The organism is Pannonibacter sp. Q-1 (assembly GCF_054073275.1).
In genome coordinates this window covers 576,956-594,086 of record NZ_JBSXNB010000004.1, presented here as the reverse complement: position 1 = coordinate 594,086, position 17,131 = coordinate 576,956, and the positions used below count along the sequence as shown (strand labels likewise).

Genomic DNA, 17,131 nt, shown 5'->3' with positions numbered 1-17,131 from the left:
TCAATCCGCGTATCGCGGGTCATGGCAGCCGTCAGCTGGCCGCCATGAAGCTGGGGAACCAATTCTCATGTGCTTCCTTGAGCTTTGCAACGGATATGGTGAGGGTACCCTCGACAGTCAATTCACTGCCACCCACCACACCGAGGCGCTCCACGGAAACGCCAGCGTCCAGCGCGTCTTCCTCGATGCCATCAGCCTCGTCCGCCTTGACGGTGACCACATAGCGGGCCTGATCCTCGCCGAAGAGGGCGGCATGAGCCTCGCCATTGACCTTCACCGTTGCGCCGAGGTTGCCGGACATGGCCATTTCAGCGAGGGCCACGGCCAGGCCGCCGGATGAGATGTCATGCACGGCGGTGGCGCGGGTCTCGCGGATCCAGCCGCGCACCAGCTCGCCATTGCGGCGCTCGGCGGCCAGATCCACCGGCGGCGGTGCGCCTTCCTCACGGCCCAGCACCTCGTAGAGATACTGCGAGGCGCCCAGATGCGTGCCGGTGCCGCCGATGAGGAAGATCACGTCACCGTCCTGCGCAAAGGCGGCAGAGGCGCGCACATTCACATCCGGCAGCAGGCCGACACCGGCAATGGCCGGGGTGGGCAGGATCGCCTGGCCATGAGTCTCGTTGTAGAGCGAGACGTTGCCCGAGACGATCGGGAAGTCCAGCGCGCGGCAGGCCTCGCCGATGCCTTTGATGCAGAAGACGAACTGGCCCATGATGTCCGGCTTCTCGGGGTTGCCGAAATTCAGGTTGTCGGTCACGGCCAGCGGCTCGGCGCCGGTGGCGGTCAGGTTGCGCCAGACTTCGGCCACCGCCTGCTTGCCGCCCTCGAAGGGATCGGCCTCGCAGTAGCGCGGCGTCACGTCGGCGGAGAAGGCAAGGCCCTTGCCTGCGGCGTTGACGCGGATGACACCGGCATCGCCGCCCGGGCGGGCTGCGCTGTTGCCCTGGATCAGCGTGTCATACTGCTCGTAGACCCAGCGGCGGGACGAGCCATTGGCGCCGCCCACCAGCTGCAGCAGGGCAGCGGCGTAATCGGCAGGGGCGGGAATGCTGGCTGCATCCAGCAGCGGGCGCTTCACCGGCTCCACCCACGGGCGGTCATATTCGGGGGCCTCGTCGCCCAGCTCCTTGATCGGCAGGTCGGCCACGACCTCGCCCTGGTGCTTGACGATGAAGCGCAGCGTGTCCGTGGTCATGCCGACGATGGCAAAGTCCAGACCCCACTTGCGGAAGATGGCAGCGGCTTCCTGCTCCTTCTCGGGGCGCAGCACCATGAGCATGCGCTCCTGGCTTTCCGACAGCATCATCTCGTAGGCAGTCATGCGCTCTTCGCGCACCGGCACCTTGTCGAGGTCCAGCTCGATGCCGAGGTCGCCCTTGGCGCCCATCTCGACGGCGGAACAGGTGAGGCCAGCCGCGCCCATGTCCTGAATGGCGATGACGGCACCGGTGGCCATCAGCTCAAGGCAAGCTTCCAGCAGGCACTTTTCGGTGAAAGGGTCACCCACCTGCACGGTCGGGCGCTTTTCCTCGATGGTGTCGTCGAACTCGGCCGAGGCCATGGTCGCACCACCGACGCCATCGCGGCCGGTCTTGGCGCCGAGGTAGACGACCGGCAGGCCGACGCCTTCGGCCTTGGACAGGAAAATGCCGTCCTTCTTGGCAAGCCCTGCGGCAAAGGCGTTGACGAGGCAGTTGCCGTTGTAGCGCGGGTGGAATTCCACTTCGCCGCCCACCGTCGGCACGCCGAAGGAATTGCCATAGCCGCCGACACCGGCAACGATGCCGGAGACGAGGTGGCGGGTGCGCGGATGGTCCGGCGCGCCGAAGCGCAGGGCGTTCATGGCCGCCACCGGGCGCGCGCCCATGGTGAAGACGTCACGCAGGATGCCGCCAACGCCCGTCGCCGCGCCCTGATAGGGCTCGATGTAGGAGGGGTGGTTGTGGCTTTCCATCTTGAAGACGATCACATCGTCATCGCCAATGTCCACGACGCCGGCATTCTCGCCCGGGCCCTGCACCACGCGCTCGCCGGTGACGGGCAGGGTCTTCAGCCACTTCTTCGAGGACTTGTAGGAACAATGCTCGTTCCACATGGCCGAGAAGATGCCGAGTTCGGTGAAGGTCGGCTCGCGGCCGATCAGATCCAGAATGCGCTGGTATTCGTCGGGCTTCAGGCCGTGGGCCGCGACGAGATCTGGCGTGATTTTGATGTCGTTGGGGATCATGGGCGTCCGCAGTCGTCTGGCAGGGTCGTGCCGGGGATGATGTTCGGGGCCGGTTTAACAGATCGTCGGCGGGAATGGGAGACTGTTGCGCAGTTTCCTGCGGCTATTTTGCGGCCAGTGTTTTCGCCGGCGTCATATGCCACTGCCTATGCTGATGAAGCCTGCCGCTGTCTCACTCGAAACTGTCGTAACCGGTGCTGGCATTGCGCAGAAGATCGCGGATGATGCCGAGGCCCTTGATCAGTTCTTCCCGCGTGTGGGTGTTGCTGGTGCCGAGCCGGACCCGGTGATAGACGCGGGCGCTGCGGCCGGTCTTGAACTCGTCCTCGTCATCCACGAGCACCCCTTGCGCGGCGGCGGCGGTCTTGAAGGTTCCGGACATCCAGGGCTCCGGCAGCTTCAGCCAGATGAAGGGCGTCTGCGGAGAGGCGTTGAAGGTCTGTCCGGCGAGAAGGCCCTGCGTGATCTCGTGCCGGGCGGCCAGTTCCTGCAAGATACGCTGCCGCAAGTCATCCGCAGTGCCGGAAAGCACGAGCCGGGCGGCGAGTTCCGCCATCAGGAAGCACAGGCCTCCCGTCAGCATGTTGTGAGCCGTGAACAGCCGCTGTGCGTGACTGGGCGGAGAGGCGATCCAGCCGCCGCGAATGCCTGCCGAGACGGATTTGGACAGCGATCCCACATGGAAGGTCCGCTCCGGGGCAAGCTCTGCGAAGGGCAGGATGCCGCCTGCATGCAGGGAGCCGTAGACCTCATCCTCGATGATCCAGAGATTGTGCTCGCGGGCGATGGCGATGATCTCTGCCTGACGTGCCGTGCTCATCTGGCCCAGCGTCGGATTGTGTACGGTCGGCATCAGGAAGATGGCGCGCGGATGCTGCTGGGCGCAAAGGCGGGCCAGATCCTCCGGAATTGGACCTTCGTCATCCCGCGCCACGGCCACCGCCTGGCGGCCGGTCAGCGTGATGCCTCTTACGATGGAACTGTAGGTCAGTTCCTCGAAGATCACCCGGTCGCCCGGCATTGTGGTGGCGTTGATGATGGCCATCAGTCCGCCGCGTGCGCCCGTGGTGGGAACAATCGTTTCTGATGCGGGCGTCCAGCCGCAGCGGGCAAGCCACTGCTGGCCGGCCAGCCGCCAGCTGTCCGGCACCATCCGGGTGTAGCTGGCAATCTCGTAAGGCATTTCCCGGGCTATCCCGGATATGATCTGCTCGATCGCCTGTGCCTGCCCGACTTCCGGCGCGGAGGTGCTGTCCAGCCGCAAGGCACCGGCTGGGGCGACGGCGTGACGGGTGCCGCCGAAGCTGGCGTCGGGATTGGCCATCGCCAGATGCGTCCAGGCGGGCGTGCTGGCGGGTGCCGCAACCGGCTTCTCTTCAAGGGTATAAGACAAGGCAGGGGAGGCGGACCCGTTCACCGGGCTGGCGGCTTCCGGTGCTGCGCCGCCTGCGAGCACATAGGTGCCCCGGCCCACCTCGCCACTGACCAGCCCGCGCTCGCGCACGATGCCATAGGCGCGGCCCACGGTGCCAACGGTGACGCCCAGGTCATAGGCGAGGTCCCGCTGCGGCGGCAGCTTTGCTCCAGCAGGCAGGGCGCCGGAGACGATGTCATCGGCAATGCGCTGGGCAAGGCGGACATAGAGCGGGCCTTTGCCCGAGGGGAGATCAGGGAGCCAATTTGTCATGGTGACAATTCTATAGCTTGCGCCGGGAAGTGAGTCAATTCATACAGCGGTTACGGGGTCAATGAAACGAAATTGTATCAATTGTACCGCTTGGAGAGTGACATGTCCCACGTTCATCAGTGCGAAGAGCCAGAAATTGTCTTGCGTGAAGCGCGTCCGGCACGCCGCTTTTCCGGTCTGCTCAAGGCCGTGATCGCGACGCTGGCCATGTGGCTGACTGTCGGCAGGACACGGGCGCAATTGTCTGAACTGACGGATGATGAGCTGGCCGATATCGGCATCACCCGGGAGCAGGCAGCGAAGGAAGCCGCGCGGCCTTTCTGGATCTACCGGGAGCGTCCGCGCGACTGATGCCTGTTTCGTGCGGTGCTGGCGGTCAGTCCTGCTGCGCTCTTGCCGTAGCCAGAATGCAAAGCAGTTCGAACATCAGCGAGGCACCGAGCCATGCGGTGCCGCCCGAAGGATCAAACGGGGGTGACACCTCCACAAGATCGGCGCCCACCACATTGACGCCCGCCAGCCGCCGGATCAGCCGCTGCGCCTGAAACGAGGTTATGCCCCCGATTTCCGGTGTGCCGGTGCCGGGGGCAAAGGCGGGGTCGATCACATCGATATCGAAGCTGACATAGGCCGGTGTTCTCCCCACCCGTTCGCGGGCCTCAGCCATCACGTGATCGATCCCGCGCTCCATCAGCTCTTCGATCATGATGATGCGCACGCCCTGCGCTTCGCCCCACTCGATATCCTCGCCATCATACATCGTGCCGCGAATGCCAATCTGCACGACGCGCTCCGGGTCCAGCAGCTCCTCCTCGATGGCGCGGCGGAAGGGCGTGCCGTGGGTGTAGCGGAAGCCGCCGAAATAGCTGTCGAAGAGATCGGTATGGGCATCGAAATGGATCATGCCCAGCGGGCCGCTGCGGGCCAGTGCCCTGAGGACCGGCAGCGAAACCAGATGATCGCCGCCCGCCGTCAGCGGCGTGATGCCGAGATCGACGATCTGGTCATAGAAACCGGTAATCCGCGCCAATGCGTCCTGCACATCGGCGGGATTGACCGGTGCATCGCCCAGATCGGCGCAATTGGCGAGACCGAAGGGATTGATCCGCGTGTGCGGATGCACCTGCCGGATCATGGTGGAGAGATCGCGCAGCTGGCGCGGCCCGTGGCGGGCACCCGCCCGGTTGGTGGTGCCGCCATCCCAGGGCACGCCGATCAGGCCGATATCAACGCGCTCAGCCTCCGGTGAGGCAATGTTCACATGCGGCAGGCGCATGAAGGTGGGAATGCCGGCAAAACGCGGCAGCTCGAACCCGGATACCGGCTGAAAGAATGTGTCGTCCATGCTGTGCCCCTTGCCCGTTTTTCCCAGCATGCCCGGTGGGGGCAGGGAAGGACAAGAGGGTTTCAGCGCCAGTCCTGACGCTCAAGGCCGGACAGATCGTCGGAAAGATCTTCGAAGCGCTTTGCCGCCTGTGCGGCGGCATCACGGACGCCGAGGGTGTAGAAGGCGCTGCCGGCTTCCTGTGCCAGAAAGTCCAGCAGCCGCAGCGCGTCCATGTTGCCCAGATCCACGTCCAGCTCGTTCCGGCAGAAATCCGAAAGACGGCTGGCAATCCGGGTCTGCAGGTCGCGGGGGAGTTCCAGCTTTTTCATGGAGATCATCCCTTTGGTTGGATTTCTCTTCAGACAGGCTGCAGGAAGGGCGCGCCGGAGGTACTCTCCTTTAGCCGCAGCGCCCCTCTCCCCCCTTGAGCTACTGCATGCACACATCGTGTCTGAAGCCAAAGACGGCTTGGGGACAGCCAGCAGTCTGGTTACTCTGGCGCGGTGTTTCAGCCCCCCTCCCCCTGGTGGGGAGGGGTGAGGGGTGGGGGGCTTTCCGGCTGGCAGGGTGTCCATTGATATCAGACAGCTGCTCCTCGTGAGGCATTTTCAGGTATCTATTTGTCTTTCATATATTTTTCGGCTCAGAGCCCCCCACCCCTCACCCCTCCCCACCAGGGGGAGGGGGGCGGCAGGCGCCCCCCCGAAAAGCAAACGCCTCATTGCGGGCGGTTTCCAGATCTGATGTGTGAATCTGGTAGCCCCCCTTGAGGGGGAGATGTCTGCGAGAGCAGACAGAGGGGGGTATCAGCGCTTCAATAAAGCAGGGCCTCTCTCACAATCGGATAGTCAGCTACCCCCCTCTGCCCCCTGCCGGGGGCATCTCCCCCTCAAGGGGGGAGAGGAGCTGGAGCCTGACTGGCTGTCTAGTCTAAGCACCACCCCACGAGGAGGAGGGCTGAGAAACTGTGCCGGTTGCCGCATTCACCCTTAAGTGAGCAGCCGGCCGCGCCCGTTTCAGGCCACCAGCTGGCCGAGCAGGCTTTCGAAGATCTTGCGGCCATCGGTGCCGCCCTGCAGGTCTTCGATCAGATTTTCCGGGTGCGGCATCATGCCGAGCACGTTGCCGGCCTTGTTCATCACACCGGCGATATCGTTGATCGAGCCGTTCGGGTTGCAGCCGTTGGCATAGCGGAACACCACCTGGCCGTTGTCCTCGATGGCCTTCAGCGTTTCGGCATCGGCGAAGTAGTTGCCGTCGTGATGGGCGATCGGGCAGCGCCAGACTTCACCCTGCCGGAAGGCGCTGGAGAAGGCCGACTTCGCGTTGACCGTTTCCAGCTCGATTTCCTTGCAGATGAACTTCAGCCCGGCATTGCGCATCAGCGCGCCCGGCAGCAGGCCAGCCTCGGTGAGGATCTGGAAGCCGTTGCACACGCCCAGCACATGCACGCCCCTGGCGGCACGGGCGATCACCTCCTGCAGCACCGGCGAGCGGGCGGCAATGGCACCGGCGCGCAGATAGTCGCCATAGGAGAAGCCGCCGGGGATGACGATCAGGTCCACATCCGGAATGTCCGTATCCGTGTGCCAGACCGTGGCAGGCTTCTGGCCGGTGATCTGCTCCAGTGCGTAGAGCATGTCACGGTCGCGGTTGAGGCCGGGGCAGAGGATGACGGCGGACTTCATGGCAGGCTTCCCGTGTGTCGTCCTGGCGGACTGCGGCGGATCGGATGGGCCTCGGCGGCCCTTGCAAACTCTAGAGCAGCAGGAGAACAGCCAGAAGACTGAGCGCTGCCGGCAGCAGGATGAAGATGGCGGCCTTGATCAGGAGAAAGCGGATCGCCTTTTGTGCATCCGGATCCATGGCCGCAGCCTCAGTCTGCCTCAGAGGATTTCGATGGCGTAGTTCTCGATGACGGTGTTGGCGAGCAGCTTCTCGCACATGGCGGTCAGCTCTTCGCGGGCCTTGGCCGCGTCGCGGTCGCTCAGCTCCACGTCGAAGACCTTGCCCTGGCGCACGCCATTGATGCCGTCAAAACCGAGAGCGCCGAGCGCCCCTTCGATGGCCTTGCCCTGGGGGTCCAGAACGCCGTTCTTCAGGGTGACGGTGACACGTGCCTTCATCGCTCTCGTCTTTCCGTTAATCGCCATGGCCAATGCGGCCCTTTTCTGCCGCGCTGCTTACACCAACCAGCCCCGTGACGGAAGGGGCTTCGCCCCATAGGCACAAACTTAAGGACATATTGATGCGCTGCACTTGGGCAGCACCGTTTCCTCCCTGTTCCGGTGGATCAGGTGCCGGTGCGCGATGGTTTTTGCCGTGTTGATCGGGGATCGCCGAATTCTCTCACGGCAGCCTCGATGAAGGCCCGCAAGGCTGCCGCCGGACGGCGGGATGCCGGATAAAGAAGATGCACCGGTTTGGCCGGGCCATCATAATCCGGCAGCACCCGGACAAGCCGTCCTGACGTCAGTTCCGCCGACAGGACACGTTCCGGGCCGAGTGTAATCCCCATTCCTGCAACAGCTGCATTCAGCAGTGCCGCCCAGTCGTTGCTGCGCAGCCGCCCCTGCACATTGATTGTCTGAGTTCTGCCATCCTTTGCAAATGTCCACTCGCAGCCGAAGGTGCGTGACCAGCTGGCAAAGCCCAGACATTGATGGCTTTCGAGGTCTGAGGGATGAACGGGCGTGCCGTGTTCGGCAAGATAGGCCGGTGAAGCGCAGGTGATCAGGCGGTAGGGCGCCAGCGGATGAGCAATCAGATTCGTGTCCGCCAGCTCTCCAATGCGGATGATCACATCAAGTCCTTCGTCCAGCGGGTCGGTGTAGCGGTCCTCCAGTACCAGGTCGGCCTCCACGCCCGGATGTTCTGACAGCCAGTTCTTGAGGAACGGAGCCAGTGCAAAAGCTCCGAATGTCTTGCCCGCGCCGATGCGCAGGATGCCGCGCGGGGTCTTGCGCATTTCATTGGCAAGACCGTCCGCCGCCTCTGCTTCGGCCAGCACAAGTTTGCAGCGGTCGTAATAGGCCCGGCCGATATCGGTCAGGCTTTGCCGCCGTGTCGTCCGGTTGAGCAAGGTCATGCCGAGCCGGTCTTCGAGGGAGAGCACATGCTTGGCGACCATTTGCGGCGACAGGTTCAACGCAGCCGCCGCCTTGGCGAAGGAGCCAAGATCCGCAGCCTTCACGAAGACAGCCATGCTGGTGAGCCTGTCCATCAATTGCCTACCTGATGTTGTTAGTGTTGAGCAATATGTGAAATTTATTCCTGATTGGTTGTTAATTTAGATCATGGCTGCAACACCTGAAAAGGGAGTGAGTCATGAGAATAGGAATTATCGGTGCAGGCTTTGTTGGTCAGGCCATTGCGAAGCTTGCCGCCGCCAATGGCCATGAGGTGATGATCAGCAACTCCCGCGGACCAGACACGCTGTTCAGCGTGCGCGGTGCGCTCGGCTGCGCTGCCGGAACGGCGGAAGAAGCGGCCGTATTCGGTGATCTTGCCGTTGTTGCCGTGCCGCTGAAGGCCTACAGGTCAATCCCTGTCCTGCCGCTCGCAGGCAAGATCGTGATCGACACGAACAACTACTATCCGGAGCGGGATGGCACGATTGAAGAGCTGGACCGGCAGCAAACGACAACGAGCGAATTGCTGGCGGCGCATTTGCGGCAATCGCGTGTGGTCAAGGCGTTCAATGCCATCGTCATGGCTGATCTTTCGAAGGATGGAAGGCCATCCGGCGCAACTGACCGGCGCGCGCTTCCGATTGCCGGGGATGATGCGGATGCGAAGGCTCTTGTCGCCCGTCTTTATGAAGAGTTCGGTTTCGATGTGGCGGATGCCGGGCCGTTGAGTGAAGGCTGGCGTTTTGAGCGTGCCCGGCCGGCATACTGCATGTGGCTGAACAGGGCAGAGCTGGAACGCATGCTCGCGGCAACCACGCGGGATGCGTTTGTGGAGGAGGGGGCCTGGCGCAAACAGGGTATGGAGGTCTTGCCGTAGGCTTACTAACACAAAAGGCCCCGTCCGGCAGCTGCCGGACGGGGCCTTGAGGGTGTTGAGCCTTACTGGACGAGCGTCGGGCCGGAGCCGTTGGGGCGCTCGTTGTCGTTCAGGATGCCGAGACGGCGCGCGACTTCCTGATAGGCTTCCAGCATCCCGCCCATGTCGCGGCGGAAGCGGTCCTTGTCCATCTTGTCGTTGGTGGCGATATCCCACAGACGGCAGCTGTCCGGCGAGATTTCGTCCGCAACGACAATGCGCATCATGTCACCTTCGAACAGGCGGCCGCATTCGATCTTGAAATCGACAAGGCGGATGCCGACGCCGAGGAACAGGCCGGACAGGAAGTCGTTGACGCGGATGGCGAGCGCCATGATGTCGTCGAGTTCCTGCGGGGTGGCCCAGCCAAAGGCGGTGATGTGCTCTTCAGCGACCATCGGGTCGTTGAGGGCGTCGTTCTTGTAATAGAACTCGATGATGGAGCGCGGCAGCTGCACGCCTTCCTCGATGCCGAGGCGCGTGGCGAGCGAACCGGCTGCAACATTGCGCACCACGACTTCGAGCGGGATGATCTCGACTTCGCGGATCAGCTGCTCGCGCATGTTCATCCGGCGGATGAAATGGGTCGGGATGCCCATGCCATTCAGCTGGTTGAAGATGTATTCGGAGATGCGGTTGTTAAGCACGCCCTTGCCGTCCACGATCTCGTGCTTTTTGGCGTTGAAGGCGGTTGCATCGTCCTTGAAATGCTGGATCAAGGTTCCAGGCTCAGGGCCCTCATAGAGGATCTTGCCCTTGCCTTCATAGATACGCCGGCGGCGATTCATGGGCACGTACCGTGTTTGCTTGAGAAAATCCATCGATGCGGGAAACTCCTGTGCATGCGATTTTGAAGTGGCGCAAGTGCTGGCCATTTCCTTCAACATCGACAATTAGCCCCGCATTAGCGGCGCGGAACTTAAACGATCCTTTGCAAAAGTACAATGGAGCCGGGGTAATCATTTGCGGATGCGGCTCACGTCGCGGCAATCTCTGCGCTAGTGCGTTGATTTGCATCATTGCGGGGGATATGCAGAGCGCGGAACAGATACCATATGTATGGGGCCACGCAGGTGGTTGAAGGTTTGCTGTCTGCACAAGAGGAGGCATTTCATGAGCACGTTTGACGGTCGTGGGGAGAGTTTCGAAAACAAGTTCGCTCATGACGAGGAGCTGCGCTTCAAGGCGAACGCCCGGCGCAACAAGCTTCTGGGCCTGTGGGCTGCGGAAAAGCTTGGGCTTTCTGCTGCAGCGGCAGATGACTATGCAAAGGAAGTGGTGCGCGCCGACTTCGAGGAAGCTGGCGATGAGGACGTTTTCCGCAAGATCCGCGCCGATTTCGACAAGGGCCATGTGGAACAGTCCGATCACCAGATTCGCCGCACCATGGACGAGCTGATGCACACCGCGATCGACCAGATCCAGAAGGGCATCTGACCTTTCATCCGTACGGCGCATGACGAAAAACCTCCGTGCCACCGGCGCGGAGGTTTTTTGCCGGGTATGGGGACGGCGAACGAATGCAGCCTGATTCTGCCTTGCCGGGTTGTCTGACATCCTGTCTGATGGGGGCAGAAAAAGGGAGGCCCGGATGGCACACAGGAAGACACTCGCAGCGCGGTTCAAGGCGGATGAAACGGTGGTGACGGCCTGGTCCGTGCTGCCGGCGCCCGTGGTGGCCGAGGCCATGGCGCGGGCGGGCTTTGGCGCGGTGACGCTGGACATGCAGCACGGCATTCATGATGCGGGCAGCATCCGCGATTGTCTGGCCGCCGTGGCGCTGGGCGGAGCGCATCGGATCGTCCGCATTCCCGTGGGCGGCAATGCCATGGCCAGCCGTGCCGCCGATGCGGGGGCCGAGGCGGTGATCGCGCCGATGATCAATTCTGCGGAAGACGCCAGAGCCTTTGCCGCCGCGATGAAATATCCGCCGCTGGGCAGCCGCAGCTGGGGCCCTGTGCGCGCCTCGATGCTGGCCGGGCAGACCATGCCGGACTATCTCGCTGGCGCCAACAGCGAGGTTCTGGCCTTTGCCATGATCGAAACGCCCGAGGCCGTCGCAGCGCTGGATGAAATTCTGGCTGTGCCGGGCATTGACGGGGTGTTCGTCGGGCCGGGCGACCTGTCGCTGACCCTGTCCAATGGCGCCGCGCTCAACCCCCACAGCGAGGCCGTTCGGGAGGCTGCAGAACGGATCATCCGCAAGACCCGCGCCGCCGGGCGCTTTGCTGGCTATTTCTGCATGACGCCGGAGGATGTGAAGGCGGCTGAGGCCATGGGCTACCGTCTGCTCGCCCATGGCATGGATCTGCCGGTCATTCAAGGCGCCTTCCGCGACGTTCTGGCACGGCTTGCTTGATCCGGATCAAGGACCATCCGCTCCGGCCAGCGCAACTTGACGGGGAAGATCACCGGCATGGGGCAGTGGCGCCCGGACGGCAGGCGCGGTGATCGGGATGCTGCGGCGTGCTCCTGCGCGCCGGGCATCCGTAACCGGAGCCTGTGTCATGTGGAAGCTTGCCGCGATTCTCTTCATCATCATCGGACCGACAATGGCCGGCATCGGCGCTCTTGTGCCGCTGTCGGTCTATGGTCTCGACCACTTCAATCCGCTGATGCTGGCAGGGGCCGCGGCCTGCGGCCTGGTTCTGGCCATTCCGGCCAGCATCCTGGTCGGCAAGCACATCCGCGACATGATTCAGCCCCGCGACCGGGTTGCGTGAGCGCTATGTCCTGAAAGCTGGCTCAGGAAGGCTGATGATGGGCCTTCCCGCCGCCGCAAGGTCTGCACTTATACCAAGGCTCTGAGTTGCTGACGCATCACGCCTTGAAAATGCTCAAGCGCCGCAAGGGCTTAACCGGCACTCGATGAGTCAATCTCATCGAGTGCGTGGTATTACATGCGCGCCATGAAATGGGCGAAGGACATCATGCCTTCGGGCCAGGGGCCATGGCCGCTTTCAAGGTTGATGTGGCCGACATGGCCCGCATCCTGGAACGTGGCGCCCCAGCTGTGGGCAAAGCCCTTGGCCACCTCGAAGTCGCAGTAAGCGTCGTTCTGACTTGCGACCAGATGGGTGCGGAAGGGCAGGGGCATGCGCGGCACCGGCACGAAATCGCCGCCGTCAAAGGCGGGCACGAGGCCGGGCCGGTCCCAGTCGGACGGGGCGACGAGGAAGGCGCCCTTCACCTTGTCCTTTGGCAGCACATGGGCGCCATGGGCAACCAGAATGCAGCCGAGGGAATGGGCGACCAGCACCACCGGGCGCTCCGCCGCCTTGATGGCGGCCAGCAGCGTCTCCATCCAGACCTTCCTGGAGGGCGTGAACCAGTTGTCCTGTTCCACCACCCGTGCGTTGGCCATCTTCTCTTCCCAGCGGCGCATCCAGTGACCGGGGTCACTGTTGGCATAGCCGGGAATGAGCAGGATGTCGGCGTCGGCGATCTTCATGGGTCAGCTTTCCCCGAAGACGCGCTGGAAGATCACGTCCACGTTCTTGGTGTGATAGCCGAGGTCGAACCGGTCGCGGATCTGGTCTTCCGACAGATACTGGCGCACATCTGCATCGTTCAGCAGTTCGCTCAGGAAGTCCACACCGGCCGAACCTGACACCTGATAGCTTTCCCAGACCTTCATGGCATTGCGCTGCACCAGACGGTAGGCATCCTCACGCGAGGAACCGGCCTGGGTGAGGGCGAGCAGGATGCGCTGGGAATGCACGAGGCCGCCGAGACGGTCCATGTTGCCCATCATGCGCTCCGGATAGACCAGCAGCTTGTCGATGACGCCTGTGAGGCGGGCCAGCGCAAAGTCGAGGGTGACGGTGGCGTCCGGACCGATCATGCGCTCGACGGAGGAGTGGGAGATATCCCGCTCGTGCCACAGGGCGACGTTTTCCATCGCCGGGATGGAGAAGCCGCGCACGAGGCGGGCAAGGCCCGTCAGGTTTTCGGTCAGCACCGGGTTGCGCTTGTGCGGCATGGCTGAAGAGCCCTTCTGGCCGGGGGAGAAATACTCCTCCGCTTCCAGAACTTCCGTGCGCTGCAGGTGGCGGATTTCCGTGGCCACGCGCTCGATGGACGAGGCGATGACGCCGAGCGTGGCGAAGTACATGGCGTGACGGTCACGCGGGATCACCTGCGTGGACACAGGCTCCGCCTTCAGGCCCATGGCCTGCGCCACATGCTCTTCCACGCGCGGGTCGATGTTGGCGAAGGTGCCGACGGCGCCGGAAATGGCGCAGGTGGCGATTTCCTCGCGCGCATTCATCAGGCGCTTGCGGCAGCGGTCGAACTCGGCATAGGCCTCGGCCATCTTCAGGCCGAAGGTGACGGGCTCGGCATGGATGCCATGCGAGCGGCCGATGCAGACCGTGTCCTTGTGCTCGAAGGCGCGGCGCTTGATGGCGGCCAGCAGCGCATCCATGTCCTTCAGCAGAAGATCGGTGGCGCGCACCAGCTGCACGTTGAAGCAGGTGTCCAGCACGTCTGAGGACGTCATGCCCTGGTGAACGAAACGGGCATCCGGGCCGACGATCTCGGCCAGATGGGTGAGGAAGGCGATGACGTCATGCTTCGTCTCGCGCTCGATCTCATCGATGCGCTCGATATCGAAGGTGGCCGCGCCGCCCTTTTCCCAGATGGTCTGCGCCGCCTCCTTCGGGATCACGCCAAGATCCGCCAGCGCGTCGCAGGCATGGGCCTCGATCTCAAACCAGATGCGGAATTTCGTCTCGGGAGACCAGATGGCAACCATGTCAGGGCGGGAATAGCGCGGGATCATCGCGGGTCCTCATTCTGGGAAAACTGGCTGGGGTCTATCAGAGACCGGCCAGAGGCTCAATGCCATGCGGCGGTGAAGGGGCACGAAACTGAGCGAAAGCGAAGATTTGGCCAAACTACAGCCCGAGCCCGCTCCGGCGTATCGGCATGGCTTGGCTGTTTCAGGCCGCACCAGCAGGAAGCCGCTGCGCGCCTGCCGTCAGGACCGGCAGAGGCGCGCAGCAAGCGCATTTGCTCAATTGGCAAGAATATCGGTTGCCCGGTGATCTGCATCCACCCCTTGCATGAGGATGACATCCGAAGCGGCGTTTTCCGTTCGCAGCGGCAGGATCGCCTGATAGGCCGCAGATGCATACCATGCTTGCGCATCTGGCATCGACGGAAAGGCGATGATGACGAGGTCTTCAGTCCAGTCACCTTCCAGCACGGTTTTTCCGCCGCCGTGGATGATGAACCGGCCGCCAAAGGGCGCGAGGGTTTCGTCGATCTTTTCCAGTTAGGTCACGATTTCGGGACCCATTTCGACCTTGCAGATCCGGGCGATGGCATAGGCTGTCATGTCTCAGTCCTTCCTGATGCAGACATTCCGGCTCAAGCGGAGTGAGCATGGGAACGCCGGGTCACTGCTGTGGTTTCAAGCCAGGTGAGGACGGCAACGGCCAGAGCCTGGGCGATGATAAACGCCGTTCCAAAAGCGTTGGGCGCAATCAGGTCCATGACGAGCAGTGCCATGCTGGCCACGATCCACGCGATGTTTCCCAGGATGATGATCCCTGCCATTGCGGTCATGTGGCTGAAGCGGAACGCGGCGGCGGCAATGAAGGCGGCGACGGGCAGAAGAAGCACGCCAGCCCAGGTGGAGAGTGCCGCAGGTATCTCCGTGACGGCTGCCAGGGGCGAGGCCCCGGCAATCAGCAGCGCGCCCATGGCAAGGCAGGCTGCAGCATCTGCGAGAAGGATGGTTTTCAGGGAAAGAAAAGGCATTGGACTGTCCTGTCGAGTGCTGGAAGCAGGACCATCCCGCTTCTGCCATGCCCAGACTTCACCGGATTGCTTCTGAAGGCGATTACCTCCAAGGTAATAGCCTCGAAGCTCCGGCTCCCGCTATTTTGCGTGCATGACAACCATGACAGCCTCCGCCAATGTCACAGATCCCGGTTCAATCGGCGCGATGCTGCGCGTCTGGCGGCAGCGCCGGAGGCTCAGCCAGCTTGAACTGGCGCTGGAGGCCGGTATCTCGCAACGGCATCTCTCCTTTATCGAATCGGGCCGGTCGGTGCCGGGCAAGGACGTGGTTTTACGCCTTGCGGAGCAGCTGAATGTGCCGCTCAGAGACCGGAACCCCTTGCTGATGGCTGCCGGTTATGCCCCCATGTTTGCTGGACGCGCCTTGGAAGATCCGGGAATGGCGGCGGCCCGTGAGGCCGTCGGAACCATCCTCAAGGGGTTTGAGCCGCACCCCGCCTTGGCCGTTGACCGCCACTGGAACATGGTCGACGCCAACTGTGCGCTTGCCATCCTGCTCGCCGGTGTGGATCCAAGGCTGCTGGAGCCGCCGGTGAACGCCCTCCGTGTCAGCCTGCATCCGCAAGGGCTGGCGCCGCGGATTGTGAACTTTGGCGAATGGCGCCGCCATGTTCTGGCCCGGCTTGCCGCGCAGATCGAAGCCTCTGCTGATGTTTCTCTAAAGGCCCTTGAAGCAGAGCTGCGGGGCTATCCGGCCGCGACAAGCCGCGAGATGGCGGGGGTAAGCGGCCGATCCGGTGCTGAGGGTATCGCCGTTCCCCTGCGGCTGCAGACTGAAGAAGGCCTGCTCTCCTTTATCAGCACGACCACGATCTTCGGGACAGCGCTCGATGTGACCCTGTCTGAGCTTGCGATTGAAGCCTTCCTGCCCGCCGACCATGAGACTGCCCTGCGCATGGCCTCCCTCGTTCCGGCAAGGGCAAGCAGTTCCTGAGGGGTAACACCTGACCTGGATATGTCCTCCGCCGGGTGAGCCGTCATTCCCCTGCAAGCAACAGCGTTGCTAGGCTTGTTTTGCAGGGGCTGATGCCGTCAGCCTGCGGGCCAGCGGGCGCAGCAGGTAGGGCAGGGTGTAGATCGGCAACTGGCCCAGGCCGAAATAGAGCCAGGCAAGGTCCGGCAGGGTGCCGCCGAGGGCGGCCACCATCAGCCCCATGTTCCGGTTTCCGGCCGAATAGGCGATGACGAAGGCATCGCTGCGCAGGGCCGGGGCAAAGACCAGCAGCGTCAGGCCGGCCTGTGTCAGCGACACCGCATAGGTGAGGGCCACGATGCCGAGCGACACCATCGGACGGCTGGCAAAGCTTGCCGCCACACCATCCATGACGGCGACGGCGAAGAAGAACAGCAGCAGCACGTTGCCGCCGCTGATCACATCCTGCGCGGCGGCGATCCTTGCCTCGCCTGCCAGCCGCCGCAGCAGCGCGGCCACGGCCATGGACCCGGCCAAGAGGCCGAAGAGCTTGAGGCCCAGTGTCAGGCTGTCGAGCGGCAGCGTCTCGCCCAGAATGAGATAGGCGGTGAAAGGGGCGGTGAGCGGCACCAGCAGCATCGACAGGGCCAGAACCGTGAGGCTGAGCGCGCCGTCCAGCTTCAGGAAATACATGAAGGCAGGCGAGGACATGATGGCCGGGGCTGCCGTGACGATGAACAGCGCCATGGCAAGATCGGGCGCGGCCTCCCGCAAGCCCGCCGCCGCGGCGAGGAGGGCGGCGCCCGTGGGCAGCAGAAGCATCATCCAGAAGCTGGCCGCCAGCACCAGCCCGGGGCGGCGCAGCCGGGCCAGAACGGCGGTCTGGTCCACTTTCAGGAAGGCCAGCACCAGCAGCGCGAAAATGGCTTCGGACACAAAGGGCCGCGCCAGGGAGGAGAGGCCCGGCAGCACCATGCCGGCGAAGGCGCTCAGGGCCACCGCCCCCGTGCCCCGGCGGCCCAGCCAGCCGAGCGCGCCTGTGAGGGAAAGGGCCATACGGTAATTCTCTCCTTTAGGTGTTGGCGAAAGAGGCTATAAGCGTCAGAATGTTAAGCAACT

20 protein-coding genes are annotated in these 17,131 nt (G+C 63.3%); 6 read left to right on the top strand and 14 right to left on the bottom strand.

Features of this window, described 5'->3' with window-relative positions:
* Positions 1-31: 31 nt before the first annotated feature.
* Together purL and ACVNHC_RS14245 are read right to left on the bottom strand one after the other, a co-directional pair.
* On the bottom strand, positions 32-2,230 hold the full coding sequence (gene purL / locus ACVNHC_RS14250; protein ID WP_457167636.1) for a phosphoribosylformylglycinamidine synthase subunit PurL: 2,199 nt from the start codon (positions 2,228-2,230) through the stop codon (positions 32-34).
* Between the two features lie 172 nt (positions 2,231-2,402).
* The gene (locus ACVNHC_RS14245; protein ID WP_457167635.1) at positions 2,403-3,917 is read right to left on the bottom strand and encodes an aminotransferase-like domain-containing protein; all 1,515 of its coding nucleotides are present in this window, start codon (positions 3,915-3,917) and stop codon (positions 2,403-2,405) included.
* Between the two features lie 102 nt (positions 3,918-4,019).
* On the opposite strand from ACVNHC_RS14245, the gene ACVNHC_RS14240 reads away from it, so the two are divergent.
* The gene (locus ACVNHC_RS14240) at positions 4,020-4,268 is read left to right on the top strand and encodes a DUF1127 domain-containing protein (RefSeq protein WP_122520384.1); all 249 of its coding nucleotides are present in this window, start codon (positions 4,020-4,022) and stop codon (positions 4,266-4,268) included.
* A 25-nt stretch (positions 4,269-4,293) separates the two neighbouring features.
* Here the strand turns inward: ACVNHC_RS14240 and speB are convergent, their stop codons facing one another.
* From speB to ACVNHC_RS14210, 6 genes are all read right to left on the bottom strand, one after another.
* A complete protein-coding gene (gene speB, locus ACVNHC_RS14235; RefSeq protein ID WP_457167634.1) occupies positions 4,294-5,262 on the bottom strand; it encodes an agmatinase in 969 nt (322 codons plus the stop codon).
* Between the two features lie 62 nt (positions 5,263-5,324).
* Positions 5,325-5,573 (bottom strand): DUF2164 domain-containing protein, encoded by a 249-nt coding sequence (locus tag ACVNHC_RS14230; RefSeq protein ID WP_457167633.1) that lies wholly within the window; start codon positions 5,571-5,573, stop codon positions 5,325-5,327.
* Between the two features lie 687 nt (positions 5,574-6,260).
* Positions 6,261-6,932, bottom strand: coding sequence for a phosphoribosylformylglycinamidine synthase subunit PurQ (gene purQ, locus ACVNHC_RS14225; protein ID WP_457167632.1), 672 nt, complete (start codon positions 6,930-6,932; stop codon positions 6,261-6,263).
* A 70-nt stretch (positions 6,933-7,002) separates the two neighbouring features.
* Positions 7,003-7,110 (bottom strand): phosphoribosylformylglycinamidine synthase-associated small membrane protein, encoded by a 108-nt coding sequence (locus ACVNHC_RS14220; protein WP_457167631.1) that lies wholly within the window; start codon positions 7,108-7,110, stop codon positions 7,003-7,005.
* Positions 7,111-7,130: 20 nt separating this feature from the next.
* The gene (gene purS / locus ACVNHC_RS14215; protein WP_019964623.1) at positions 7,131-7,370 is read right to left on the bottom strand and encodes a phosphoribosylformylglycinamidine synthase subunit PurS; all 240 of its coding nucleotides are present in this window, start codon (positions 7,368-7,370) and stop codon (positions 7,131-7,133) included.
* Positions 7,371-7,537: 167 nt separating this feature from the next.
* Positions 7,538-8,467: a LysR family transcriptional regulator gene (locus ACVNHC_RS14210; RefSeq protein WP_186391956.1), complete on the bottom strand. Its 930-nt coding sequence runs from the start codon at positions 8,465-8,467 to the stop codon at positions 7,538-7,540.
* Between the two features lie 104 nt (positions 8,468-8,571).
* Here ACVNHC_RS14210 and ACVNHC_RS14205 point away from each other — a divergent pair, with 104 nt between their 5' ends.
* Complete coding sequence (locus ACVNHC_RS14205; RefSeq protein ID WP_122520380.1) at positions 8,572-9,252, top strand: NADPH-dependent F420 reductase; 681 nt, start codon at positions 8,572-8,574, stop codon at positions 9,250-9,252.
* Positions 9,253-9,314: 62 nt separating this feature from the next.
* Here ACVNHC_RS14205 and purC read toward each other — a convergent pair whose 3' ends face one another.
* On the bottom strand, positions 9,315-10,112 hold the full coding sequence (gene purC / locus ACVNHC_RS14200) for a phosphoribosylaminoimidazolesuccinocarboxamide synthase (RefSeq protein WP_019964626.1): 798 nt from the start codon (positions 10,110-10,112) through the stop codon (positions 9,315-9,317).
* Positions 10,113-10,404: 292 nt separating this feature from the next.
* On the opposite strand from purC, the gene ACVNHC_RS14195 reads away from it, so the two are divergent.
* The 3 genes from ACVNHC_RS14195 to ACVNHC_RS14185 all read left to right on the top strand — a co-directional run bounded on the left by ACVNHC_RS14195 (position 10,405) and on the right by ACVNHC_RS14185 (position 12,014).
* Positions 10,405-10,728 (top strand): DUF1476 domain-containing protein, encoded by a 324-nt coding sequence (locus tag ACVNHC_RS14195; protein WP_050472660.1) that lies wholly within the window; start codon positions 10,405-10,407, stop codon positions 10,726-10,728.
* A gap of 154 nt (positions 10,729-10,882) precedes the next feature.
* Positions 10,883-11,650 (top strand): HpcH/HpaI aldolase family protein, encoded by a 768-nt coding sequence (locus ACVNHC_RS14190; protein WP_457167630.1) that lies wholly within the window; start codon positions 10,883-10,885, stop codon positions 11,648-11,650.
* 148 nt (positions 11,651-11,798) lie between these two features.
* Entirely contained in the window at positions 11,799-12,014 is a 216-nt protein-coding gene (locus tag ACVNHC_RS14185) for a hypothetical protein (RefSeq protein WP_457167629.1), read from the top strand.
* Positions 12,015-12,187: 173 nt separating this feature from the next.
* Here the strand turns inward: ACVNHC_RS14185 and ACVNHC_RS14180 are convergent, their stop codons facing one another.
* The 4 genes from ACVNHC_RS14180 to ACVNHC_RS14165 all read right to left on the bottom strand — a co-directional run bounded on the left by ACVNHC_RS14180 (position 12,188) and on the right by ACVNHC_RS14165 (position 15,057).
* Positions 12,188-12,742 carry an RBBP9/YdeN family alpha/beta hydrolase gene (locus tag ACVNHC_RS14180; protein ID WP_123194625.1) on the bottom strand — a complete coding sequence of 185 codons (555 nt, stop codon included), beginning with the start codon at positions 12,740-12,742 and terminating at the stop codon, positions 12,188-12,190.
* 3 nt (positions 12,743-12,745) lie between these two features.
* Complete coding sequence (gene purB / locus ACVNHC_RS14175; RefSeq protein WP_055453814.1) at positions 12,746-14,074, bottom strand: adenylosuccinate lyase; 1,329 nt, start codon at positions 14,072-14,074, stop codon at positions 12,746-12,748.
* A 234-nt stretch (positions 14,075-14,308) separates the two neighbouring features.
* Positions 14,309-14,560: a DUF1330 domain-containing protein gene (locus tag ACVNHC_RS14170; protein WP_457167722.1), complete on the bottom strand. Its 252-nt coding sequence runs from the start codon at positions 14,558-14,560 to the stop codon at positions 14,309-14,311.
* Positions 14,561-14,664: 104 nt separating this feature from the next.
* Complete coding sequence (locus ACVNHC_RS14165) at positions 14,665-15,057, bottom strand: hypothetical protein (protein WP_457167628.1); 393 nt, start codon at positions 15,055-15,057, stop codon at positions 14,665-14,667.
* A gap of 133 nt (positions 15,058-15,190) precedes the next feature.
* On the opposite strand from ACVNHC_RS14165, the gene ACVNHC_RS14160 reads away from it, so the two are divergent.
* Positions 15,191-16,033, top strand: coding sequence for a helix-turn-helix domain-containing protein (locus ACVNHC_RS14160; RefSeq protein WP_457167627.1), 843 nt, complete (start codon positions 15,191-15,193; stop codon positions 16,031-16,033).
* Positions 16,034-16,102: 69 nt separating this feature from the next.
* Here the strand turns inward: ACVNHC_RS14160 and ACVNHC_RS14155 are convergent, their stop codons facing one another.
* Positions 16,103-17,068, bottom strand: coding sequence for a sodium:proton symporter (locus ACVNHC_RS14155; RefSeq protein WP_050472668.1), 966 nt, complete (start codon positions 17,066-17,068; stop codon positions 16,103-16,105).
* Positions 17,069-17,131: the final 63 nt, after the last annotated feature.